17 protein-coding genes and 1 pseudogene are annotated in these 23177 nt (G+C 69.0%); 5 read left to right on the forward strand and 13 right to left on the reverse strand.

All coding sequences use genetic code 11. The annotated features are described in order from the left end of the window. Positions 1-142: 142 nt before the first annotated feature. Positions 143-1183 carry a threonine aldolase family protein gene (locus tag ACYDAT_RS11295; protein WP_461450180.1) on the reverse strand — a complete coding sequence of 347 codons (1041 nt, stop codon included), beginning with the start codon at positions 1181-1183 and terminating at the stop codon, positions 143-145. A gap of 293 nt (positions 1184-1476) precedes the next feature. On the opposite strand from ACYDAT_RS11295, the gene ACYDAT_RS11300 reads away from it, so the two are divergent. Next, positions 1477-2109, forward strand: coding sequence for a DUF4124 domain-containing protein (locus tag ACYDAT_RS11300; RefSeq protein WP_461450182.1), 633 nt, complete (start codon positions 1477-1479; stop codon positions 2107-2109). Between the two features lie 20 nt (positions 2110-2129). On the opposite strand, the gene ACYDAT_RS11305 is transcribed toward ACYDAT_RS11300, so the two are convergent. The 4 genes and pseudogenes from ACYDAT_RS11305 to ACYDAT_RS11320 all read right to left on the reverse strand — a co-directional run bounded on the left by ACYDAT_RS11305 (position 2130) and on the right by ACYDAT_RS11320 (position 6458). Then, on the reverse strand, positions 2130-3635 hold the full coding sequence (locus ACYDAT_RS11305; RefSeq protein WP_461450184.1) for a thioredoxin-like domain-containing protein: 1506 nt from the start codon (positions 3633-3635) through the stop codon (positions 2130-2132). A 317-nt stretch (positions 3636-3952) separates the two neighbouring features. Next, positions 3953-4135: pseudogene (locus ACYDAT_RS11310) on the reverse strand (patatin-like phospholipase family protein); the annotation flags it as partial. Positions 4136-4300: 165 nt separating this feature from the next. Next, complete coding sequence (locus ACYDAT_RS11315; protein ID WP_461450186.1) at positions 4301-5551, reverse strand: sensor domain-containing diguanylate cyclase; 1251 nt, start codon at positions 5549-5551, stop codon at positions 4301-4303. A 112-nt stretch (positions 5552-5663) separates the two neighbouring features. Continuing rightward, positions 5664-6458: an SDR family oxidoreductase gene (locus tag ACYDAT_RS11320; protein ID WP_461440135.1), complete on the reverse strand. Its 795-nt coding sequence runs from the start codon at positions 6456-6458 to the stop codon at positions 5664-5666. Between the two features lie 89 nt (positions 6459-6547). Between ACYDAT_RS11320 and ACYDAT_RS11325 the strand changes: the two genes are divergently transcribed. Continuing rightward, the gene (locus tag ACYDAT_RS11325; protein WP_461440134.1) at positions 6548-6799 is read left to right on the forward strand and encodes a hypothetical protein; all 252 of its coding nucleotides are present in this window, start codon (positions 6548-6550) and stop codon (positions 6797-6799) included. Positions 6800-7059: 260 nt separating this feature from the next. Here the strand turns inward: ACYDAT_RS11325 and sppA are convergent, their stop codons facing one another. Further along, the gene (sppA, locus tag ACYDAT_RS11330; RefSeq protein ID WP_461440133.1) at positions 7060-8919 is read right to left on the reverse strand and encodes a signal peptide peptidase SppA; all 1860 of its coding nucleotides are present in this window, start codon (positions 8917-8919) and stop codon (positions 7060-7062) included. Positions 8920-8971: 52 nt separating this feature from the next. Continuing rightward, complete coding sequence (locus tag ACYDAT_RS11335; protein WP_461450188.1) at positions 8972-10339, reverse strand: MATE family efflux transporter; 1368 nt, start codon at positions 10337-10339, stop codon at positions 8972-8974. Between the two features lie 87 nt (positions 10340-10426). Between ACYDAT_RS11335 and ACYDAT_RS11340 the strand changes: the two genes are divergently transcribed. Further along, the gene (locus ACYDAT_RS11340; protein WP_461441619.1) at positions 10427-11419 is read left to right on the forward strand and encodes an NAD-dependent epimerase/dehydratase family protein; all 993 of its coding nucleotides are present in this window, start codon (positions 10427-10429) and stop codon (positions 11417-11419) included. A 309-nt stretch (positions 11420-11728) separates the two neighbouring features. Next, a complete protein-coding gene (locus ACYDAT_RS11345) occupies positions 11729-13912 on the forward strand; it encodes a primosomal protein N' (protein WP_461450190.1) in 2184 nt (727 codons plus the stop codon). Positions 13913-13919: 7 nt separating this feature from the next. Here the strand turns inward: ACYDAT_RS11345 and ACYDAT_RS11350 are convergent, their stop codons facing one another. The 5 genes from ACYDAT_RS11350 to ACYDAT_RS11370 all read right to left on the reverse strand — a co-directional run bounded on the left by ACYDAT_RS11350 (position 13920) and on the right by ACYDAT_RS11370 (position 20183). Beyond that, positions 13920-14441: a hypothetical protein gene (locus tag ACYDAT_RS11350; protein WP_461450192.1), complete on the reverse strand. Its 522-nt coding sequence runs from the start codon at positions 14439-14441 to the stop codon at positions 13920-13922. A gap of 99 nt (positions 14442-14540) precedes the next feature. Beyond that, positions 14541-15623: an ADP-ribosylglycohydrolase family protein gene (locus ACYDAT_RS11355; RefSeq protein WP_461450194.1), complete on the reverse strand. Its 1083-nt coding sequence runs from the start codon at positions 15621-15623 to the stop codon at positions 14541-14543. A gap of 35 nt (positions 15624-15658) precedes the next feature. Next, positions 15659-17806, reverse strand: coding sequence for a 5-histidylcysteine sulfoxide synthase (gene ovoA, locus ACYDAT_RS11360; protein ID WP_461450196.1), 2148 nt, complete (start codon positions 17804-17806; stop codon positions 15659-15661). Between the two features lie 114 nt (positions 17807-17920). Then, positions 17921-18832: a glycosyltransferase family 2 protein gene (locus ACYDAT_RS11365; RefSeq protein WP_461440456.1), complete on the reverse strand. Its 912-nt coding sequence runs from the start codon at positions 18830-18832 to the stop codon at positions 17921-17923. An 82-nt stretch (positions 18833-18914) separates the two neighbouring features. Continuing rightward, positions 18915-20183, reverse strand: a complete 1269-nt coding sequence (locus ACYDAT_RS11370; protein ID WP_461450198.1) for a multifunctional CCA addition/repair protein — start codon at positions 20181-20183, stop codon at positions 18915-18917. Between the two features lie 96 nt (positions 20184-20279). On the opposite strand from ACYDAT_RS11370, the gene ACYDAT_RS11375 reads away from it, so the two are divergent. Next, a complete protein-coding gene (locus tag ACYDAT_RS11375) occupies positions 20280-21128 on the forward strand; it encodes a TlpA family protein disulfide reductase (protein ID WP_461450200.1) in 849 nt (282 codons plus the stop codon). Between the two features lie 442 nt (positions 21129-21570). On the opposite strand, the gene ACYDAT_RS11380 is transcribed toward ACYDAT_RS11375, so the two are convergent. Further along, complete coding sequence (locus ACYDAT_RS11380) at positions 21571-23076, reverse strand: peptide MFS transporter (RefSeq protein ID WP_461450202.1); 1506 nt, start codon at positions 23074-23076, stop codon at positions 21571-21573. Positions 23077-23177 lie beyond the last annotated feature (101 nt).

Raw genomic sequence — 23177 nt, forward strand, 5'->3', positions numbered from 1 at the left:
AGCGCATGCTCTGCCCGCGGCAGATCATCAACGCGCTGTCCCGTCCCGGCCCTCGCGCATAGCGCTCGGGCGTTCGCCAGCGCATGCTCTGCCCGCGGCAGATCATCAACGCGCTGTCTCACCCCAGTGAGAGAGGGGTGAATCAGCCGCGCAGCGCCGCCGCGATCACCTCCAGCGCACGCGCGATGCCGGCGTCGTCCACGTCCAGATGCGTGACCGCGCGCATCCGGCGCAGGCCCATCGGGCACAGGCGCACGCCCTGCGCCAGCGTGGCGGCGGCCAGTTTTTGCGCATCCCAGCCGGGCGCGTTGATCTCGAAATAGACCAGGTTGGTTTGCACCGTGGCCACATCGATGCTCAAGCCGCCGATCCGTGCGATGCCTTGCGCGAACTGCTGCGCACGCGCGTGATCCTCGGCCAGGCGCGCGAGGTTGTGATCGAGCGCGTACAGGCACGCCGCGGCGATGATGCCGCTCTGGCGCATGGCGCCGCCGATGCGCAACTGCCAGCGCCGCGCCTCGCGCACGAAGGCCTTGCTGCCGGCCAGCAACGCGCCGCCGGGCGCGCCCAGGCCTTTGCTGAAATCGATCCACACCGAGTCGTAACCTTGCGCGAAATCGGCCGTGGGCACGCCGCTGGCGACGACCGCGTTGGGCAGGCGCGCGCCGTCCATGTGCGTGGCCAAGCCCGCCGCGTGCGCGACCTGCGCCACCGCGCGCAGTTCGCTCAGCGGCCAGATCGCGCCGCCACCAAGGTTGCTGGTTTGCTCCACCGCCACCAGCCGCTGCAGCGGCGCCTGCAGGTTGTCGGCGCGCAAGTGCGCCTGCAGTTGCGCGGCGCTGTACATGCCGCGCGTGCCGCTGATCGGCTCCAGCATCACCCCGGCCAGCGCCGCCGCGCCGCCGGCCTCGAAGCCGACGATATGCGCGCCGGCCTCGCACAGCACCGCCTCGCCGGGGCGGCAGTGCACGGCGAGGGCGATCTCGTTGCACATGGTGCCGGAGGGCAGATACAGCGCCGCTTCCTTGTCCAGCAGCGCCGCGCCGCGCGCTTCCAGCGCGGTGATGGTGGGGTCTTCGCCGGCGCGTTCGTCGCCCACTTCGGCGGCGGCCATGACCGCGCGCATCGCGGCGCTTGGCTTGGTCTTGGTATCGCTGAACAGGTCGATCAGGGGCGTGGACATGCAGGGCTCGGCGGGGATGGGGAGGCGCGATTGTGCGGCAGTGTCGGGAGCGTGGGGAGTGGGAAGTGGGGATTCGGAAGCAGCGCGGCTCATGCTCTTGTTGTCATCCTGAGGCGCAAGCTGAAGGATCTCGGCAGTCACGATGACGCTGCGTGCGCACAAGCCACGACGCGCATTCACGCGCAAAGATGCTTCGCTGCGCTCAGTATGACAAGACGAACAGCCCGTACCCACTCCCAACCACCGCCCAGCGTTACGCCACGCCACGCCACGCCCGGCGTACGCTACGCCCCATGCGCGCTCGCCTCCTCCTGCCACTGCTGACGCCGCTCATGCTGGCCGTGCCGGTGGGCGCGACCGAGGTGTACCGCTGCGTGAATGCGCAGGGCCGGCTCGCGTTTCAGGACACGCCCTGCCCGCCGCGCAGTCGCCAGCAGATCCTGAACCTGCCGACGCCGGCGCCGGCCGTGCCGGCGCCACCGCTGGCCCCGATGCAGCAATCAGCAAGCGCGCCTCCACCTCCACCGCCCAAGCCCGCGCTGCCGCTGCCGGCGCTGTACCGCTGCATCCGCGCCACCAACGACAAGCCCTATCTGAGCACCATCGGCGACCCGCAGCCCTACGCCGTGCCGCTGGCCGTGCTCGGCATCGCGCAGATGCCGATGGCGCGCGCCGCCGGGCCGGGCGACAGCGGTGTTCCGACACAGCACAGCGGCACGCCGACCAACCTGGTTTCGCCGTTCGGCGGTTACTACACCTGGGTGCAGGATCGCTGCGCGCCGCTGCCGCGCGCGGCGGTGTGCGCCAACTTGCGCCAACGCCTGGACAAGCTCGACACGCGCATCGGACACACTTTCCAGTTTGATCGCGCGCCGCTGCAACACGCGGCCGACACGCTGCGCGCGCAGTTGCAGAATTGCCACTGAGCGCGCCGCGCGCCTGCCGATTACTGCGCCGGCGGTAGTCCGCTGATCGGCCACGCATGCAACGCGCCATTGGCGGCATTGAGGGCAACGATGCGATTGGCGTCGGTGTCGGCCACCAGCAACGTGTTGACGTTGAGCACCGCGAGACCGCCCGGCTGCAGCAGCGCGGTCGCCAGCGTGCTCACCTGATGATTGGCGAGGTCGAGCACGCGCACGGCGTTGTTGAAGGTGTCGGCGATGTACAGCTTGCCATCCAGCCACGCTAGGCCCTGATCGTGCTGCAGCAGCGCCTGATCGGCGCGCCCGTTGCGCAGGCCGAAATCGAACAGGCCCTTGCCGATCAGCGTGCGCACGCGACCGGTTTTCAGGTCGATCGCGCGCACTGCAGACGCTTCGGGATCGGCCACGTACAGCGTGTCGTCGTGATACGCCAGACCGCTGCTCTGCGCGAAGCTGGCCAACGCACGCGAACCATCGTCGATGCCCTCGGCGCCGGTGCCGGCATACGGGCCGATGCGATCGCTGCCCAGATCGAATTTCCACACCTGGTGATCACCGGCCATGGCCACGTACAGCACATCGCCCACCCCCTTGAGACCCCACGGCGAGTTCAACGGCACGCCGCGCGCCGGCTGCATGCCGTTGCCGCCGAACACGCGCTGACCATTACCGGCCACGGTGCTGACCACGCCGCTGGGCAGCGCGATGCGGCGGATCAGCGAGTTGCCGGTATCGGCCACGTACAGCGCATCGCCGACGAAAGCCAGCCCCTGCGGGCCGTCGAACTGCGCCACGCTGGCCGCGCCATCGCGCGCGCCGGGTACGCCGGTGCCGATCACGCGCAACACCTCGCCGACGTGATCCAGCAGCACCACGCGATTGTGGCCGCTGTCGGCGACCGCCACGTAGCGCGCATCCACCGCCACCTTGCCCGGCTGCAGCAAGCCGGCGCGGCTCAACACCGGCGGCCGCAGCGGCAGCGCCGTGCTCACCAGCGTGCCGGCGCGCTGCGCCTGGTCGATGGTGCCCAGCACCGCCGCGCGTATGCCGCGGTAATTACCCTCGCCGATGAACTGCTGCACCACGCCGCCCCGCGGATTGAGCAGCACCAGCGTCGGCCACGCCTGCACGCCGTAGTAATTCCACAGCGTCATGCCCTTGTCGGTGAGCACCGGATGGGTGATGTCGTAGCGCTGGATGAAACCCTCGATATTGCTACTGCGCCGCGAGGCCACGAACTTGGGCGAGTTGACGCCAATGATCAGCAAGCGCGCGCCAAACTCGCGTTCGAGCTTGGCCATGTCCGGCAGCATGTGCACGCAGTTGATGCAACCGGGGGTGAAGAAGTCCAGCAGTACCACGCGACCCTTGAGATCGTTCGGCGTCAGCGGCCGACTGACGTTGAACCACGGCGCCCCCGGCGGCAACGGCACCGCCCCGGCCAGCGCGCGCTTCGGCGCCAGCGCCACGGAAACGCACAGCACCGCCAGCAGCGGCAGCCACAGCCATCGGACGGTTCGCAACATACAGACCTCGCCAGTGGTGATCGATCCTGCCGCACGACTGCAGCGGCACAGGTCATTTGTCGATCGAACGCGGCGAACCTTACACTGCCGCGCCGGCACGCGCGTTCGCAGAGAATGCGCGGCGTTGGAAGCGCCGCGACGTTAGCGGTCAGTGAGGCGCTGCGCGGCACGCGGCGCACGAGAAAACCGCCGAGCACGCCGCTGACCTGCAGCACCCGGCCGCTGCCCTGCTCGGTTAATCCGCGCAGACCGGCGAGCACGGTGCCGCGGTCGTCGTGCCCCAGCGCATGGTCGTAACCGAAGCGCGCGACATTGATCGGCACGTTGTCGGAAATGCCGCCGTCGATCAGCGATTGGCGGTGCGGATCCACCGGCGCGAACACCGCCGGCACCGACATGCTGGCGCGAATCGCCAGCGGCAGATCGCCCCCGCGCCAGCACCACGCGCTGGCCGGTTCCGCTGTTGGTGGCCACGACGCGGAACGGCAGGCTGAGATCATCGAAGTTGCGCGTGCGCCACACCGGCAGCAGTCAGCGTGCGAGCAATTCAAGCCAGCATGATCGCGTGCTTCATGATCGCGTGCTTCATGGTCGTGTCCAGGAGGACCCCGCGCGCATTGTGCGCGAGCGGCGTGCCGCTGACGAGAATCCCGCCGCGCGCCGATTCACTCGCCGACGCGATTGCGGCCGTCGGCCTTGGCGCGATACAGCGCGCGATCGGCGCGTTCCAGCACATCGCTGGCGCGGCGGTCGGCGACACGCGCGGCGGTCAGCCCAAGGCTTGCGGTGAGCTGCACCGCGTGCCCGGCATCGATCACGAACGGCGTGTCCTGCACCACGCGGCGAATGCGTTCGGCCACCGCCCGCGCGGATTCATGGTCGCTTTGCTCCAGTACCAGCACGAACTCCTCGCCGCCGAGGCGGCCGAGCTGGTCGATCTCGCGCAGTTGCGTCTGGATCAGCGCGACGAACTGGCGCAGCGCCGCGTCGCCCGCGCCATGCCCCCAGGTGTCGTTGACGCGCTTGAAGTGATCCAGATCCAGCAGCAGCACCGACAGTGGCGGACCGCCGCGACGCAGGCGCTGCAGCGCCGCGTCGAGGTATTCGAGCAGCGCGCGACGGTTAAGGATGCCGGTGAGATCGTCGCGCGTGGCCAGCCGCGCCAGCTCGCGTTCCATGCGCTTGCGCTCGGTGATGTCGCGCCAGATGCCCTCCACCCCGGCGTAATTACCCTGCTCGTCGCGCAAGATTTGCGTGCTGATGGCGATATCGATGATGCGCCCGTCCTTGCGCCGCATGCGTCCCGGAAAATCATGCACGAAACCGTCGCGGCGGATGGCCGCCAGCAGCGGCTCGCGCTCGACCGGATCGGGATAGAACATCGCCGCCGGCAGGCCGACGATTTCCTCGGCGCTGTAGCCGAGCACGTTCTTCACCGCCGGACACACGTAACGGGTGATGCCGTCGGCGTCGGTGCGATAGAACACGTCCTGCATGGTGTTCATCATGCGCTGGAAGTTGTCATCGGTTTCGCGCAGGCGCGCGTCCATCTCGGCGCGCGCGCTCAGGTCCATGAAGCTGGCCAGCGCGCCCCATGTCTCGCCCATGCGCAGCGGCGTGCTGGTCATCGCCAACACGCGCAGGCTGCCGTCGCAAGCATGCACGCGGAACTCGGTGGGCGGATTGCCGGCCTCGCCGCGCTCGGCGCGGCGGATGCGCACCAGCACCCGCGCGAGGTCCAGCGGATGGATGAAATCCTGCACGCTGCGCCCGAGCACCTCGTGCAGCGCCGACGCCCGGATCAGGCGCAGCGCCTCGGCGTTGGCGTAGCGCAGGCGCTCGTCGACGATCAGGATCACGCCGGCGGGCAGTTGCTCCAGCCAGCGCGGATCGGCAGCGATCGGTTCCTCGTTCATGGCGCCATGACACCCCTTCCCGCACGACTCGGCAATACCCCGTGCGGCGCTGACGGCAGACGATGACAGCGCGGCCTTGGCCAAAGCCAGCGAACTTGCGCGGCCGGCTGCCTCAAAACCCATGGCGCAGAAAACCGCCGTCCACGGCGATGCACTCGCCGCTGATGTAGCCGGCCGCGGGCAGGCACAGGAACGCCACCGCCGCGGCGACTTCGTGCGGCTCGCCGATGCGCTGCATGGGCGTGCGCGCCAGCACTTCGTCGAGATATTCCTGATCCGCCAGCACCGTCTCGGTGCGGCGCGTGCGGATGTACCACGGCGCCACGGCATTCACGCGGATGCCATCCTCGGCCCATTCGCAGGCCAGATTGCGCGTGAGCTGGTGCAGCGCGGCCTTGCTCATGCCGTAGGGCGCGCCGCTGCGCACGTGGGTCAGACCCGATACCGAACCGACGTTGACGATGGCGCCGGCGCCATGCGCGGCCAGGTGCGGATGCGCGAGCTGGCACAGATGGAACGCGCTGAGCAGGTTGGTGCGCAGCAGCGCCTCGACCTCGGCGAGTTCGTAGTCGAGCGCGGCGCGCGTCTGGTTGGCGCCGACGTTGTTGACCACGATGGACAGCTCGGCGCCGGCATCGGCGTTCAAATCGGCGATCCAGTCGAACAATTCGAGACGCGCTTCGACCGCGCCGACATCGGCGGCGAAAGCCTGCGCGGCGCAGGCCGGAAACTCCTCGCTCAACTCGTGCCGCGCGGCTTCCAGCGCATCGGCATCGCGCGCCACCATCAGCACGCGCGCGCCCAGCGCCGCCAACTCGCGCGCGCAGGCGTAGCCGATGCCGCGACTGGCGCCGCTGATCAGCGCCGTGCTGCCATCGAGGCGCCAGCGCGCCAGGGTCTCGTTCATGCTCGCCTCCAGTGCGCACGAGTGTAGCGCCGGCTTGCCCGCGCCTTGTGCCCGCGCGAGACTGCGCCCAATCCCGCGAGGATCCACCGATGCGCCCGCGCACCCTGCCACTGGCCGCCTGCCTGCTGCCACTGCTGCTAGCCGCATGCAGCAAACCCGCCGCCGACACCGCGAACGCCACCGCTGCCGCCGGCGCCGGTTCCGTCGCGCCCGCCAGCACGGGCATCGCCACACCCTTCGACCCGTTGCTGAAAGACGAGCAGCGCGCACGCAACGTGCAAGCCATCGTCAACCAGCAGGCCGCGAAGCAGCGCGCGCAAATCGCCGCAGAGACGCATTGAGGTGGGAATGGGGGGTGGGGAATCGGTAACAGATAGCCGGCAATCGGGAGCCGGAAGTTCCCCGGCTGCACAGTTCGTCGCGGCCATGCAAGGCGCGCCTGGATCCCGGCTCGGCGCTGCGCGCCGTCCGGGATGACGAAGGGGGGAAGGCTGTGCGCCGTCCGGGGTGACGGGGCCTTCGAATCGCAACGCGCTCGTCCCGAGTCCCGAGTCCCGAGTCCCGAGTCCCGAGTCCCGAGTCCCGAGTCCCGGCTTTCAGCCTACTGCCCGCAGAAGCAATACGCGTAGGCATTGACCTTGCCGGGTTGCGCGTTCTGCAGCATCTGCAGGGGACCGGCGACGCGCGGCGCGAAGCTGGCCATCCACGGCGGCAGGGTGAAACCGTGGTGGATGGCGATGGACGCCAACGCGCTGTCGCCGAAGCCCATCAGCACACGCTCGAACGGGCTCATCGGCTCGCCGATGTAGTGCACGCGGTAATCCTTGCCCAGTTTGGCATCCTGCGCGGCCAGTGCGATGGCGGTATTGATGCCGCCGAGCTTGTCCACCAGGCCGCGCGCGAAAGCCTGGCGTCCGGTCCATACACGCCCTTGGGCGATGGCGTTGATCTGCGCGAAGGTCTTGCCGCGCGCCTTGGCCACGCCGCCGACGAAATCCATGTAGCCCTTGTCGATGATCTGCTGGATGGTCGCGCCCAGCTTGGGATCGAGCGGGCGGGTGATGTCGAACGCGCCGGCCCACGGCGTGGTGGCCACGCCGCCGGTGTGGATGCCGATCTTGGCCAGCGTGCCGGGGATGTTGTAGTACAACCCGAAGATGCCGATCGAGCCGGTGATGGTGTCGGGCTCGGCGACGATCTGGTTGGCGTCCATCGAGATCCAGTAACCGCCGCTGGCGGCGACGTTGCCCATCGATGCCACCACCGGCTTGCCGGCGGCGCGCGCCAGTTGCACCTCGCGGCGTATCAGCTCGGCCGGATACACCGCGCCGCCGGGCGAGTTGACGCGCAGCACGATGGCCTTGACGTGTTTGTTCTCGCGCGCCTTGCGGATCAGGCGCGCGGTCTCGGTGCCGCCGATACTGCCGGGTTTCTGCGGGCCGCTGATGATGTCGCCTTCGGCCACCACCACCGCGATCTCGGGGCGATCATCCAGCTTGGGCGTGTCGCGCCGGATGCGCGCCAGGTAATCGCTGAAGCCGATGCCGCGGAAGCCGTAGCCGTCTTTTTCCGGCGCGCTCAACTTGCGCAGCTCGGCGACGACTTGCGCGCGCGTGGCCAGGCCATCGACGAAGTGCTCGGCCAGCGCCATCTTGGCCAAGTCACCATTGGCCGCGGCCACGCCTTGCGGCATGTTGTCGATATCGCTCTTGACCTGCGCCGGGGTCAGCTTGCGCGCCTTGGCCACGGAATCCAGCCACTGGTTCCACAAGCCACCCAGCCAGTAACCGTCGGCCTCCTGCGCGGCCGGCGAAGGGCCGTTGAGCAGGAACGGCTCGGCGGCGGATTTGAATTCGCCGACGCGGAACAAATGCACGTTCACGCCGAGCTTGTCGAGCAGATCCTTGAAGTACGGCTGGTAGCTGTCGAAACCCGTGAACATGACGCTGCCGGCAGGATCCAGCAGCACGCGGTTGGCGTGCATGGCCAGGTAATACTGGCCCTGGTCGTAGCCGCTGGCCCAGGCGATGACCGGTTTGCCGCTGGTCTCGAACGCATCCAGCGCGTGGCCGACCTGACGCAGGCTGGCGTAGGTCCAGGTGCCGGTTTGCAGATCGGAGGTATCCAGCAGCACGGCGCTGATGCGCGGGTCGCTGGCGGCGTGCCTGAGCACGGTCAGCAGATCGCGCAACTGCACCTGCTGCATGGGTTCGCCGGAGAGTTTGGCGATCACGCGCTGGGTGGGATCGACGCTGTACTGCTCGACGATCTGACCCTTGGGCTGCAGCACCAGCACGGTCTTGTCCTGCAGCGGCAGCGGCCTGCGCGCGGCGGCGAGGATGATGATCAGCAGCAGGCCGAAGAAGATCAGGTTGAGGATGGCCTGGCGGGTGATATTGATGCCGCGCCACAGCACCCTGATGAAACCGAGAAAACCATTGCGCTGCTTGACGTCGGCCATGACGCTGTCCCGAACCGGAAAACGCGCAGCCTAGCCCAGCGCGGCGCGGGCGTCATCCGCCATCGGTCATGAGCGACAGCGCATGCGCGCTGCGCACGAAACGCGCGAACAACAGCAGCGCGGCCATGCTCAGCCCGGCGATCAGGCCCATCCATACGCCGCGCGCGCCCAGATGCTGCGCGAAACCCAGATACAGGCCCAGCGGAAAGCCCACCACCCAATAGGCGAACGCGGTGATGAACATCGGCACGCGCGTGTCCTTGAGCCCGCGCAGCGCGCCGGCCGAGGCCACCTGGATGCCGTCGGAAAACTGGAAGATGCCGGCCAGCACAAGCAATTGCGCGGCCAGCGCGATCACGCGCGGGTTGTTGGTGTAGATCGCGGCGATGGCATGCGGAAAACCCAGCATCAGCGCGGTGGAAAAACTCTGCGTCAGCAGGGTCAGCGCGATGCCGCTGTAACCGGCGTAGCGCACCCCGCGCGTATCGCCGCGACCCACCGCGAAACCCACGCGCACGGTGATCGCCATGGCCAGGCCCAGTGGCAGCATGAAGGTCACCGAGGCCACGTTCAGCGCGATCTGATGGCTGGCCACCACGTCCGCGCCCAGGCGTCCGATGGCCAGCGCCGCGGCCACGAACAGCCCCGCCTCCATCAGCAGGCTGAAGGCCATCGGCATGCCCAGGCGCAGCAGCGCGCCCAGCGCGCGCAGGTCTGGCGGCTCCGGGCGCTTGAACAAATGCAGGCCGTCATAGATGCGCGCGCGACGCATGTACAGCGCGAATCCGCCCAGCTCGGCCCACAGGATCAGCGCCGTGGCCATGCCGCTGCCCTGCGCGCCCAGCGCCGGCAGGCCCAGCTTGCCGTACATCAGCACGTAATCCAGCGGCACCAGCAGCACCAGCCCGAGCAGGCCGAAGTACATGGTCGGGCGCGTGTGCCCCATGCCCTCGGATACGCCACGCAGCGCGAAATAGCAGGCGATCGCCGGCGCGCCGAAGGACACCGCGTGCAGGAATGCGGTCACCTGCGGCCACAGCCGCGGATCGACGTGCAGCGCACGCACCACCAGCGGCGCCAGCCAGTGCACCGCGGCGAACAGCAGCAGGCCCATGCTCAGCGCCAGCCACAACGCCTGACGGAACAGCGGACCGATTTCCGCGCGGTGCCCGGCACCGACCAACTGCGCCACCGACGGCGGCAGCGCCATCATCAGCCCGATCGCGGTGACCACGGCCAGCGACCACAGGCTCACGCCCACCGCCACCGCGCCCAGCACGTCGGCCGAGTAGTGCCCGGCCATCATCGCATCGACCGCGCTCATGCCGACCGCCGCCAGTTGCCCGGTGATCAGCGGCAGCGCCAGACGCAGCGTGCTCCAGGCTTCGTCCGCGAACCGGCGCGTATCGACGCGTGCCATGATCCCTGCTTGTGATGCGAAAGCCGCGCAGTGTAGCCGGTGCCGGCGGGGCTCCGATGCCTGTCGCGCGCACCGAGGAGGCAGGACATGCGCAGCGCATTCATCACCGGAGCCGGCGGATTTCTCGGCGGCCACGTGCGCGCCGCGCTGCAGCGTCAGGGCGTGGCGCTGCGCGCGCTGGCGCACAGCGACTCCAGCCGCGCCGCGCTAGCCGCCATCGGCATCGAGGTATTCCAGGGCGACATCAACGACGCCGCGCTGCTGGCGCGCGCGCTGACTCCCGCGCCCGATGTCGTGTTGCATATCGCCGCCGATACCAGCGTGTGGCGACGCCAGCGCGCGCGGCAGTGGCGCGTCAACGTCGACGGCACGCGCGCGCTGCTCGATGCCGCCATCCGCGCCGGTGTGCACCGCTTCGTCCATACCTCCAGCATCGGCGTCTACGGCCTGACCGCAACCTGCATCGACGAGGACGCGCCGCGCCTGGGCCTGCACGGCCCGGTGCACTACGCGCGCACCAAGGCGCTGGCCGAGGCGCAGGTGTGCGCCGCCGCGCAGGCCGGGCGCATCAGCGCCGCGGTGCTGCAGCCCAGCCACATCCTCGGCCCCGGCGATCGCCACAACTGGTCGCGCCTGGCGCAACTCATCGCCGCGCGCCGCCTGCCCGGGGCGCCGCCCGGCGTGGGCGCGTTCGCCGATGTTCGCGAAGTCGCCGCCGCGCACGTGGCGGCGGCCCTGCATCCGGCGCCGCTGCGGGTGTGGGCGCTGGGCGGCAGCGCGGCGCCCTTCAGCGCGCTGGTCGCGGCGCTGGCACAGGCGCTGCGCCTGCCGGCGCCACGCCGCACCCTGCCGCGCGCCGTGCTGTGGCTGCGCGCCGTGCTCGACGAATCCGCCGCCGCCTTGAATGGCAAACCGCCGGCGCTGACCCGCGAAGGCGTGGCCCTGACCTGCCATCGTCTGTGCGTGAATGACGCCCGCGCCTGCGCTGAATTGGGCTACCGCCATCAGCCGCTGCAAGTCATGGCCGATGACACCGTGGCCTGGCTGCGCGAGGCTGGCTTGCTGGCTATGGTGCGATAGGAATTTTTCGTTCACGGAAGACGTTGTGCACAGCAGCGCGATGTCATGCAGGCGACGCCTGGGGCCGCGCGTGCTTGTGTTCGGTGCGCGTGAAGCGGCTTGGCTGTGGTCGTGCAACTGATTGATTCGCAAACTGTGTGACGCTTTGTTGAAAATGTGTCCAAGGCAAGCCGCGGCACGCTGTGGCAAGGTGCGCGCGAGCCCGTGCAACCTACCATGCACAGACTTATCCACAGCCGATGTGGATAAGCCGCAAATCCTTTCGGAATCCTGCCTTTGCCTCGCGAAGTTGCGCAGCCGCACACGAACATGACGCAAACCGACGCCGCGCCGCGTGTGCTGCGCGTGGCGCTGCCGGTACCGCTGCGGCGACTGTTCGATTACACCTTGGCCGAGTCTTTTCCTGCGCCCATTCCGGGCGTGCGCGTGCGCGTGCCGTTCGGTCGCAGCACGCGCATCGGCGTGGTGGTCGCGTGCGCGGCGGGCAGCGCCGTGCCCGCGACGCAACTCAAGCCGATCACCGCCATCCTCGATGACACGCCGCTGCTCGATAGCGAACTGCTGGCCAGCGTGCTATGGGCCGCGGATTACTGGCTGGGCAGCCCCGGCGAGGCGCTGCTGAACGCGCTGCCGGTGGCGCTGCGCGACGGCCGCGCGCTGCCGGCGCCGCGCGCGCAGGCTTGGGCGATGAGCGATGCCGGCCGCGCCGCGCTGCAGGCCAGCCGCACGCGCGGCGCCAGCCTTGCGCTGTTGCAACGACTCGCCGCCGCCGCGCTGCCCGCGGAATGCGTGCGCGCGCTGCCCGCCGCTGAGCGCGCCGCGCTCGCGCGCCTGCGCCGCGGCGGCCTGATCATCGCCGCCGAGGACGCGTCGGCCTCACCCAGCGCCGCGCCCGCGCTCAACGCCGCACAAAATGATGCCCTGGCGCGGCTGCGCGCGCAGCCGCCGGGGTTTTCCGTGGCACTGCTCGATGGCGTCACCGGCAGCGGCAAGACCGAGGTGTACCTGGCGCGCATCGCCGAGGTGCTGGCGCAGGGCCGGCAGGCGCTGGTGCTGGTGCCCGAGATCGGCCTGATCGCGCAAATCGCGCAGCGCCTGCACGCGCGTCTGGGGGTGAGCATCGATCTGCTGCACTCCGGGCTCAGCGACGGTCTGCGCGCCGAGGCCTGGCTGCGCGCGCGCGGCGGCGTCGCGCGCGTGCTGCTGGGCACGCGCTCGGCGGTGTTCGCGCCACTGCCGCATGCCGGCCTGATCGTGATCGACGAGGAGCACGACGCCAGCTACAAGCAGCAGGACGGGCTGCGCTATCACGCGCGTGATCTGGCGCTGAAGCGCGCCCAGGCGCTAGGCATCCCGGTGCTGCTGGGCTCGGCCACGCCGGCGCTGGAAACCCTGAGCAACGCCGCGCGCGGGCGCTATGCGCATCTGCGTCTGCCAGCGCGCGCCAACGCGCGTCCGGCGCCGCGCGTGGAACTCATCGATCTGCGCCGCCAGCACAGCGAGCACGGCCTCAGCGCGCCGCTGCTGGATGCCCTCGGCGAGACCTTCGCGCGCGGCGAGCAGGCCATGGTGTTCCGCAACCGCCGCGGCTACGCGCCGGTGCTGAGCTGCGCGCAGTGCGGCTGGCACGCCGGCTGTCCGCACTGCGCGCGCCCGCTCACCTGGCACCGCGCCGCGCAGCGCCTCGAATGTCACTTGTGCGGGCGGCTGGAGCCGGTGCCGCCGCGCTGCCCATACTGCGGCAGCAGCGCGCTGCAAGCGTTGGGGCACGGCACCGAGCGGCTGGAGACGGCGCTGGCCGAGCGCTTTCCCGATATTCCGCTGCTGCGCGTGGATCGCGAAACCACGCGCACGCGCGCCGCGCAGGCCGCGCTGGACACGCGTCTGCCCGAGCACGGCCCGGCGCTGCTGGTCGGCACGCAGATGCTGGCCAAGGGCCACGACTTGCCGCGCCTGACCCTGGTCGCCGTCAGCAGCGTGGACGAGGGTTTGTACAGCATCGACTTCCGCGCGCCCGAGCGCCTCGCGCAGCTCATCGTGCAGGTCGCCGGCCGCGCTGGCCGCGGCACGCAACCCGGGCGCGTGCTGCTGCAGACGCGCCACCCCGATCATCTGCTGCTGCTGCAATTGCTCAGCGGCGGTTACCACGCGCTGGCCGCCAGTCTGCTCGACGAACGCCGCGCCGCGCGCTTGCCGCCGTTCGCCTATCACGCGCTGCTGCGCGCCGAGGCCGCGCACGAAGCCGCATTGTTCGCGTTTCTCGACGCCGCGCGCACCGCGCTTGCAACTGACGACGGCATCGAAATCGTCGGCCCCATGCCCGCGCCGTTGCCGCGCCGTGGCCCGCGCTGGTGCGGCCAATTGCTGCTTGCCAGCGCGCGGCGCGGCGCGCTACATCGCGCGCTCAAGCCTTGGGCGCTGGCGCTGGAAACCCTGCCGCAGGCGCGCGCCCTGCGCTGGTCGCTGGATGTCGATCCGCTGGAGATGGGGTGAACCGCGCTCAGCACTCGCGCACACGCTGCAAAAGACTGCGCCAACCCGTTGCACCAACGATCAGACCGATGCCGATCAACAATTCGACCAGTGGTGGCATCAACCATGCCAGCGGTAACTTAGTCATCAGCGACCCGACGACTTTGAACGGTCCGTCCAACCTGACCACCAAGCCATTGAGCAGCGAGAGGATTGCTTGCACACAAAAAAAGGTGCCTAGCCCCGCGAACATCAGGCGCTGCATCTCAAATGCTGAAACGGTCACGGGCACCATCTCGGCCTTCGTATCGAGTTCGCCCGCTGCACGTAGCGCAGTGCGACTCATCCTCCACAGTAGCAGACCGAGCGCGGTGGCCACCGCGAAACCAGCCAGCACCGCCAGAACAAAATGAAGTTCGCCCTTACGTGCAAACAACTCTGGAATGCCATATTGCCATTGCAACATGAAAACGACGAACGACAACACCAGCATCGTCAAAAGGTAGATCGCGGACAGCCGCAGCGCCAAAGCCGTGATGATGCGAATCATGGCGTCCCTCCACTGTTGACCGTGCCGCATGCTATCGCGCCGCGCTGGCAGACGTCGCGCGGCGGCTGGCATGGCCGCTGCCGGCCAGATTCGGCGACCCTATGCGCGCCCGATTTGCGCCGCGAGCTGCCGCGCCCAGTCCAGGCGCTGCGTGGCGCGCTCAAGTCCGCTGATGAAGCGCTGCGGGATCGCGGACAGGCCGACCATCGCCCCGACCAGCGCGCCGGTGAGCATGGCGCGCGCCTGATTCTGGCCGCCGCCGTTGATCGCGTGCAGCACGGCGGCCTCGAAGTCATCGGCAAAACGCGCGGCGAGGTAGTACGCGGCGGGAAACTGGTGGTACACGGCGCAGGGCATGCCGTACACCAGCGACGCTTTCCACGCCGGCTCGATGCGCACCCCGGGATCGACGGCGGCGCGGGCGATGTTGCCTGGCGTGAGCAAGGCGTCGGGGGAAGCGAACTGCCCCGGCCGCAGCACGGCTTCCGCGCCGGCGGGAACGACGTCCAGCATCGCGGCGGTGACCGTGTGAAACGGCAACTCGCCGTTGCGTACCCAAGCCATGAGCCTGGCCGAAATCCGCGTATCGAGCGGATGCCCCTGTAGCAGCAGGCCCAGCACCGCGCAGTACGCGGTGGTCATCGCGCCGATGGTGGGATCGATTTGTGTGAGCACGGTGTTGGCGCCGACAAACCCGGCGAGCTGACGCGGCGCATGCGCGTAGCGCACCGCGATGGCCAGCGTGCGCTCGGCCGCTTCGGTGTTGTCGGCGTGGCCGCCGACGCGCCCCCACGGCAGGCCCTGCTGCACGCGCTTGCGCCAGGCTTCGCGCATCGACTGGCTGGTGTAGCCGCCGGGACCGCCGCGCGGCGTGCCGTCGAGCAAGGGAAAGAATTCCGTGTCGATGCGGCGGCAAAAATCGGCCTCGTCGTAAGCGCCGCGCTCGATCAGGCTGCGCAGCGTCAGCTCCAGCAACCAGCCGGGCTGCGATGATTGTCCCGCGCGCAGTCCGGAGTGGTAACGCCCTGGTTTGGGCGTGGTGTAGTCGGCGATCCACGACCCGAAGTCGGCGCGCAATGCGTCGAGGTCGTAATACCAGTGTGGACCCACGCCCAGGGCTTCGCCGATGAACGCGCCGAGGAGGGCGCCGCTAACGCGGTCTTGCAGATCGGATGCCGGCATGACGGGTACTCGAACAGGGCGCGCAAGGAGATTCGTCAGCGCCGTCGCCAGACGCTGACCTCGGACAGGCTGTGCTGGAATTTGCGTCGGGTTTCGCGAATCACGAACGGCAGCTCGCGCGGCGCGCCGACGCGATCGAAATGCGCGCCGAGGATGTGCTGCAAACCGTCGAGGGTGGTGTGGTTCTCGCCGTCTTTGCTGAAGCCGCCGATCCACTCCTCGCGCCGGGTGTGCTCGGCCAGCCAGGTGTAGGGCGAGGCGATGACCAGCAGTCCGCCGGGATTGATGCGCTCGTGCACCTGCTTGAGAAACTGCGCGGGACTGTACAGACGGTCGATGAGGTTGGCGGCGAGGATCAGGTCGTAGCCGCTGAAAAAGGGCTTGAGGTTGCAGGCGTCGCCCTGGAAAAAATCCACCTTGCGCGCCACCTCGGCCAGACCCAGCTCGGCCAGGGTGCGTTCGCGATAGGTGACGAGTTCGCCCTCCTCGACCAGGGTGTAGCGCAGCCTGCCCCGCTCGGCCATGTGCGTGCACACGCTGATGAAGCGCGCGGAAAAGTCGATGCCAGTGACGTGCCCGCAATGCCGCGCCAGCTCGAAGCTCGAACGCCCGGTGGCGCAGCCGAGGTCCAGCGCGCGGCGTGCCGGCTGCGCGCCCAGCGCCGCGATGCAGAGCTCGGCCAGCGCGCGCGGAAAGTTGGGCACGTCGAAATAACGCTCGCCAAAGTGGAATTCGCAGTATTCGGCGACCAGGCGATCGGTTTCGTAGTGCGACTCGGGTGGCTGCGTGCGGGCATGGCTGACCACGTAGCGAAACCCGGCATGCTGAAAAAAGTGTCGCCTGAATGCATAGCGCGAAATCGGCAGGGCCAGATTGCCGCAGGATATCCACGAACCGCCTTTGATCAGGTTGTGGCGACCGTCGAAGGTGGGTGTGGTGAAGTCGTCGTAGAGCGGATGCACTGCAAAACCGGCAAACGGATAGGTCGGCGTTTCCAGCCACTGCCAGACGTTGCCGATCAGGTCGCAAAATGGCCCTTGGGCGAAACGCGTGACTGGGCAGGGCGACGCCCAATGATCCAGCTCGATATTGGCGGGCGCGGGCTGCGACTGCGGCCCGTCGGCAACGCCGGCGAGCTGGCGCAGCGCGTGCCATTCGTCCTCGCTGGGCAGGCGCACGGGCTGGCCGCTTTGCCGCGCCAGCCAGTTGCAGAATGCCTTGGCCTCGTGAAAGTTGGTTTCCACCGGCCAGTCCCATGGCATGGGCACTTCCTCGGCCAGCAGGCGCAGGCGCCAGGCGCCACCGTCACGCACCCAGAACGTGGGATGCGCGGCGCGGGCGTAGCGCCTCCACGCCGCGCCTTCTTCGCTCCACAGGCTGTCATCGGCGTAACCACCGGCCTCGACGAAGGCGCGAAATTCGTGGTTGCTGACCAGATAGCGCGCGGCCTGGAACGCCGCGACATCGGCCTCGTGCGCACCGAATTCGTTGTCCCAGCCATACACGTGCGGCTGATCGCGATCGCGCCCCAGGCGCACATGGCTTGCATGCACGTCCACCAGCGCGTTGCGCGGCGGCACGCCGCTGTCACGGCAGGGCTGCCAGGCCGGGTGCGGCTTGAGGTACTCGAGCTTGTGCTGACGCATCAGCACGGACGAGGTCTCGAGGTGGATGCGCTCGTGCTCGATGCCCATCAGGATCACCCACCACGGACTGTCCCAGGCGATGGGCGCATCCAGCGGCAGACCGCGAATCAGGCCGTCGACGACTTCGCGCACGCGATCGCGATACGCGCGCACGGCCTGCGGCGTTGGCCAGTCGTAGTGGATGTCATCGAGATCGTCCCAGCTCATTTCATCGACGCCCACCGCGAACAGGGATTCGAGCCTGGGGGCGATGCGTTGCCCGATCAATTCGGCCACGACGAGTTTGTTGATGAAAAATGCCGCGGTGTGACCGAAATAGAAAATCAGCGGGTGGCGCAGCGCGATCGGCTTGACCCGCCAGGCCGCGTCGTCGCGCAGCAGCTCGAACAGGCTTTCATGGCGATCGAACGTCGCATGGAACGCGCGCAGGATATCGGCACGCAATGCCCCTGGATCGCGACCATCGAGCCGCACGGCACGCAAAGGGCCGTTGCCCATCGTGACGGGAATTTCAGCGGCAGTGCCGGGCGTGTTCACGCGATCATTATTCCAGTGCTGATGCGCGTTTGTATCGACGTCGCGTCAAAACAATGTTGCCATTCACTATTCACTGTCACGCCGTTGCGGTGGCGCAATCGACTTTCCATGCGGCTACGGCGCCGGGGGCCTGACCGACCGCGCGCGCCGCGTGCGCGCATCGCGCAGCGTCAGGCGCGGCGCCTGCAATGCGAAGTGCAGCCACACCAGCGCGGGCAGCAGCGCGCGCCAGGGCCAGCGCCGCGCCGCGGCATCGTGCGTGCGCAGATAACGCAGCAGGCCACGGTGCTTGTGCCGCGCCACGAACAGCGCGCGGCCGCCGGAGGAGCCGCCCTTGGCGTGCAGCACGCGCACCGCGCCGGCGAGACGCAGCGGCGTGCCGGTGGCGCGCGCGCGCGTGCACAGGTCGAGATCCTCGAAGTGCAGAAAATAACCTTCATCGAAACCGCCCACGCGGGCAAATACCGCGCGTGGCAGCAGCATCAATGCGCCGGACAGTGCCTCGACCGCAACCGTGGCATCCGGCAGGGCATCGCGGCGGTTGACCCCGGCCAGCGCCGGCCAGCGTGACTCGTGGCGCGCCAGCCCGCTCATCATGCACAGCACGCGGCGCAGCGTGGGCGCACGCCGCCATGCGGCAGGATCGGGCCGACCCTGCGCATCGCAGACGATGGCGCCGGCCAGCGCACCGCCCTGCGCGGCGTCGAGCAGGCGCGACACGCTGTCGGCTGCGAGCAGGCAGTCCGGGTTGAGCAGCAGCAGCCAGTCGCCCCGTGCCACCGCCGCGCCGCGATTCATGGCCGCGCCGAAACCGAGATTGGCGCCCAGTTCCAGCACGCGTACGCGCGCAACGTCCGCGTACTCACGCGCGAGGCGCTGCGCAATGCCGTCGCGACTGGCGTTGTCCAGCACGACGAGCTCGGCGCACTCGGGTGCGGCCAGCACGCGGCGCGCGGCATCCAGCGCGCCGTCGCCGCTGTCGGCCAGCACCATCAGCACGCTGACACGGGGGGTGTCGGATGCCATGCCGGATGCGCGCGCACGCTGGACTCGGGGCGTCTGGCCTGGGGCATGCGCGGCGCGCGGCGCAACGTCGTCCGCGCGGCGCTCAGCCATTGCCGGCATCCGTCGCGTCCGGCGCAGCGCACGCGGCGGCGATCGCGCGGCGGCGCGCGGCGCGCAGCGCCTCGCCCAGCGCCGGACCCTGCAGGCCTTGCGCCAGCAGCGGCGCGGTGCTGACGCTTTGCGCGGCCGCCAGCGCGGCGCGCACATGCGCGGCCTGCGGATATGGCGCGGCGTCCTTGCCCAAGCGTCCGCGCGCATCGGCTTCGCAGGCCAGCAGGAATTCGTGCAGACGTTGCGGACGGCGCAGCGCGTCGAGTTTTTCCAGCAGTTGCAGCAGCGTGCCGGGGCGCAACTCCAGCGCGCGGTGCGCGTCGAGGTGATAGCGGCACGCGGCGGCGGCCAGATCGGCGTGCTCGGCGCCGATCCTGAGCCGCGCGCACAGTGCGCGCAGCGGCGCCAGCCCGCGCTGTTCGTGGCCGACGTGGCGCGGCCATTCGGCGCGCGGCGTGAGCGCCTTGCCCAGATCGTGCGTGAGCGCGGCGAAACCGACGCGGTCGTTGTCCGGCGCCAGCCGCGCGGCCATGTCCAGCACCAGTTCCAGATGCGCGCCGCTGTCGATCTCAGGGTGGTACTCGGCGCGCTGCGGCACTCCATACAACGCATCGACCTCGGGGAACAATCGCGCCAGCGCGCCGCTGTCACGCAGCACGCGCACGAATGCCGATGGCTGCGCCTCGGCCAACGCCTTGCGTGTCTCCACCCACACGCGCTCGGACACCAGATGATCGGCCTCGCCGCTGGCCACCATCTGCCGCATCAGCGCCATGGTTTCATCGGCGACGCGAAAACCCAGCGGCGCGAAGCGCGCGGCGAAACGCGCCACGCGCAGCAGGCGCACCGGGTCCTCGACGAAGGCCGGCGAGACGTGGCGCAGCAGTCGCGCAGCGAGGTCGCGCTGGCCGTCGTAGGGATCGATCACGCGCCCCTGCGCATCCTCAGCCATGGCGTTGATGGTCAGGTCGCGGCGCGCCAGATCCTGCTCCAGCGTCACCTCGGGCGCGGCGTGGAAGGCGAAGCCGTGATAGCCGTGGCCCTGCTTGCGCTCGGTGCGCGCCAGCGCGTGCTCGGCCGCGGTGTCGGGGTGCAGGAACACCGGGAAGTCCTTGCCCACCGGCTTGAACCCGGCATCGAGCAGCGCCGCGGGCGTGGCACCGACGACCACGTAATCGCGATCGCCGCCAACGCGGCCGAGCAGCCGATCGCGCACGGCGCCGCCGACGAGGTACACGGCAAAGGGCAGGGGTGCGTTCATGCGCATAGCCTATGCGCGGCGCCATCGCGCGTCGAACCGGGCATTGCGGTGCGCGGCGCTACCATCGCGCTTTCGGCCAAAAAACAGGAGATCGCGATGCAGGCGCTGCCGCTGGGTCCGCTGGTGTTGCCATGGGAGCTGGTGCTGGTGCTGGTCGGCTATGCCGTGGCCGCGCTGGTGGCCTGGTTGGAGCGCCGCGACGGCCACGCCGATGCCGAGCCGGCGTTGTTCGCGCTGTTGCTGCTGGCGCTGGTCACGGCGCGCGCGGCGTTTGTTGCGCGGCACTGGGCTGCGTATCACGGCGTGCTGGCCATGCTCGACATCCGCGACCTGGGCTTCGCACCGTGGCCGGGCGCGATCGTGGCGCTGCTCGGTGGCGCGCTGTGGCTGTGGCGACACCCCGCGCTGCGCCGTCCGCTGGCATTGAGCGCGGCCAGCGGGCTGGTGATCGCCGGGCTGATCGGTGCCTTCGTGAGCATCTCGCAACCGCTGCGCACGCCGCTGCCCGAGGTCACCCTGCGCACGCTGGGCGGCGCGCCACGGCCGTTGGCGGCGCTGCGCGGCACGCCGCTGGTGCTGAACCTGTGGGCGACGTGGTGCCCGCCGTGCGAACGCGAATTGCCGCTGCTGGTGAACGCGGCACGCAGCGAACGCGGCGTGCGCATCGTGCTGGTCGATCAGGGCCAGGATGCCGCCACGGTGCGCGACTATCTGCGCGCGCACCGGCTCGATCCGCCGGTGGTGTTGCTCGATGGCGACGAGGCACTGCTGCGCGCCTATCACTCGCCGGGATTGCCGACGACGCTGTTCATCGCCGCCGATGGCCGGCTGGTTTCCGCGCACGTGGGCGAACTGTCGCAGGCCACGTTGGCGCAAGCACTCACGCAGTTGCGCGCGGCTTCGATGCGGGCGGCGAGTGCCCATATTCCGGGCAGCGCCTTCTGAGATTGTTCGCTTTGTGTGTGCGTGAATGAGCGCACGCTTTTTCCCTCGCCCTCCGGGAGAGGGTGGCGCGCAGCGCCGGGTGAGGGTTCGCCTTGCGCAGTCGTGTTTTGTGCTTGAACGATCGCTCTTGCGTGGTGCTTGGCGAGGTTCCCCGGTTCCACGCGCGCCCACCGCTGCCGAATGGGACTGAAGATCAGGAGCACGCGCGCTGCGCGCGCGTCGTTGCCTTTGACATTGGTAGCGTTGGCCAGCACCGAGCAGCTCAGTCGGGCGCGAAGGCAAGGCGCGCGCATGTTCGAGCCCTGGGATAGGCGAGTTCGCCCCGGGCGAGGCGCCGCGCCGGCGGCAGCCGGGCGGAGCCGGGGAATCTTGCGAAGACCACGGCAAAGGCGACGTTCACACCCACACAAAGTCAAGCGCGCGGGCAACAACCGCCACCGCGTCACTTCACTCCATGCATCAGCCGATTGATCAGCGGCGCGATCAGCAGCAACAGCACGCCGGCGCCCAGCAGCAGCCAGAAACTAAAGGTGAAACCCTCCAGCGCCGAGGCCACCGTCATGCCGTTCTCACCGCTGACGTGGCCGGCGAAGATGCCGGAGAGGTTGTTGCCGATCGCCGTGGACAAAAACCAGCCGCCCATGGCCAGGCCCACGTAGCGCAGCGGCGCCAGCTTGGTGACCATCGACAAGCCGATCGGCGACAGGCTCAACTCGCCCACGGTCTGCAGCACGTACACCAGCACCAGTGGCCAGAATGGAATCTGTCCGTTGCTGCCCACCAGCGCGCTCAGCGCAACCATCAACAACAGAAACGCCAGCGCGTTGAACAGCAGGCCGAGCCCGAATTTGCGTGGAATCGACGGCTCGCGTCCGCGCGCGCCCAGCCAGCCCCAAGTCAGCGCCACCAGCGGTGCCAGGATCACGATCACCGCCGGATTGACCGACTGGAACCAGCCGGTGGGGAACACCCAGCCAGCAAACATCTGCCGATCGACCAGGTTCTGCGCGAGGAAATTGAACGAGCTGCCGGCCTGCTCGAAGAACATCCAGAACAGCACGTTGAACGCGAACAGCAGCAGCATGGCGACGACCTTGTCGCGCGCCACGCCGCCCTCGCGCAGCGCCTCGACCAGCAGCATCAGCGCCAGCGCCACGAACAACACGCTGAGTATCCACGCCAGCACGCCGGCGCCCACCTCGGCCATCAGCAGATACACGATCGGCACCGCCGCGGTCGCGCCCAGCAGCACCCATGTCAGCAGCGCGCCACCGTTGCGCGCGGTTGGCGCCTGGCCGATGCCGAGCAGGCGCCGCCGCCCGAACCAGAACCACAGCAGACTGATCAGCATGCCCACGCCGGTGGCCGCGAACACGACCTTGTAATTTTGCACCAGTGGCGTGCCGCTGATGACGCTGGCCAGCCAGCCGGTGAGCAGCGGCGACACCAGCGCGCCCAGGTTGATGCCCATGTAGAAGATGGTGAAACCGCGGTCGCGGCGCGCGTCGCCCGGCGCATACAGCTTGCCGACCAGGGTCGAGATGTTGGGTTTGAACAAGCCGTTGCCGACGATGATCGTGGCCAGCCCGAGCAGGAAGATCTGCTGCTGCGGCACGACGATCATGAAATAGCCCAGCGCCGAGATCGCCGCGCCGAGCAGGATCGAACGCTGATAACCGATCACGCGATCGGCCACGTAACCACCGAAGATCGCCGTGGCGTACACCAGCGCCAGAAACGCGCCGTAGGTGCGGCTGGCATAGCCCTGCCCACTTGCCGCGCCATCGAAAAACTGCGCCACGATGTACAGCGTCAGCGCCCAGCGCATGCCGTAAAAGGCGAAGCGCTCCCAGAACTCGGTCATGAACAGCATCCACAAGGGACGCGGATGTCCGAGCAGGTCGTCGAAACGCGGCGCGGGCGCCGCGCGGGTAGCGATACTGGCCATGATTTCCCCGTGATGTCACGGCGGCAGGCGCCGTGATGCATGCCGGGCCAGCATCGTGGCTGGATGCGCGACGGTCAAAGCCCGGAAGTCATGCTCCGGGC

The sequence above is a fragment of the Metallibacterium sp. genome (assembly GCF_054637675.1).

Coding starts and splice junctions, on each gene's coding strand:
- ACYDAT_RS11320 (WP_461440135.1), bottom strand. CDS start 6,458: ATGAACGAGACCCTGGCGCGCTGGCGCCTCGATGGCAGCACGGCGCTG.
- ACYDAT_RS11295 (WP_461450180.1), bottom strand. CDS start 1,183: ATGTCCACGCCCCTGATCGACCTGTTCAGCGATACCAAGACCAAGCCA.
- ACYDAT_RS11300 (WP_461450182.1), top strand. CDS start 1,477: ATGCGCGCTCGCCTCCTCCTGCCACTGCTGACGCCGCTCATGCTGGCC.
- ACYDAT_RS11365 (WP_461440456.1), bottom strand. CDS start 18,832: ATGGCATCCGACACCCCCCGTGTCAGCGTGCTGATGGTGCTGGCCGAC.
- ACYDAT_RS11380 (WP_461450202.1), bottom strand. CDS start 23,076: ATGGCCAGTATCGCTACCCGCGCGGCGCCCGCGCCGCGTTTCGACGAC.
- ACYDAT_RS11325 (WP_461440134.1), top strand. CDS start 6,548: ATGCGCCCGCGCACCCTGCCACTGGCCGCCTGCCTGCTGCCACTGCTG.
- ACYDAT_RS11315 (WP_461450186.1), bottom strand. CDS start 5,551: ATGAACGAGGAACCGATCGCTGCCGATCCGCGCTGGCTGGAGCAACTG.
- sppA (WP_461440133.1), bottom strand. CDS start 8,919: ATGGCCGACGTCAAGCAGCGCAATGGTTTTCTCGGTTTCATCAGGGTG.
- ACYDAT_RS11345 (WP_461450190.1), top strand. CDS start 11,729: ATGACGCAAACCGACGCCGCGCCGCGTGTGCTGCGCGTGGCGCTGCCG.
- ACYDAT_RS11355 (WP_461450194.1), bottom strand. CDS start 15,623: ATGCCGGCATCCGATCTGCAAGACCGCGTTAGCGGCGCCCTCCTCGGC.
- ACYDAT_RS11335 (WP_461450188.1), bottom strand. CDS start 10,339: ATGGCACGCGTCGATACGCGCCGGTTCGCGGACGAAGCCTGGAGCACG.
- ACYDAT_RS11305 (WP_461450184.1), bottom strand. CDS start 3,635: ATGTTGCGAACCGTCCGATGGCTGTGGCTGCCGCTGCTGGCGGTGCTG.
- ACYDAT_RS11370 (WP_461450198.1), bottom strand. CDS start 20,183: ATGAACGCACCCCTGCCCTTTGCCGTGTACCTCGTCGGCGGCGCCGTG.
- ACYDAT_RS11350 (WP_461450192.1), bottom strand. CDS start 14,441: ATGATTCGCATCATCACGGCTTTGGCGCTGCGGCTGTCCGCGATCTAC.
- ACYDAT_RS11375 (WP_461450200.1), top strand. CDS start 20,280: ATGCAGGCGCTGCCGCTGGGTCCGCTGGTGTTGCCATGGGAGCTGGTG.
- ACYDAT_RS11340 (WP_461441619.1), top strand. CDS start 10,427: ATGCGCAGCGCATTCATCACCGGAGCCGGCGGATTTCTCGGCGGCCAC.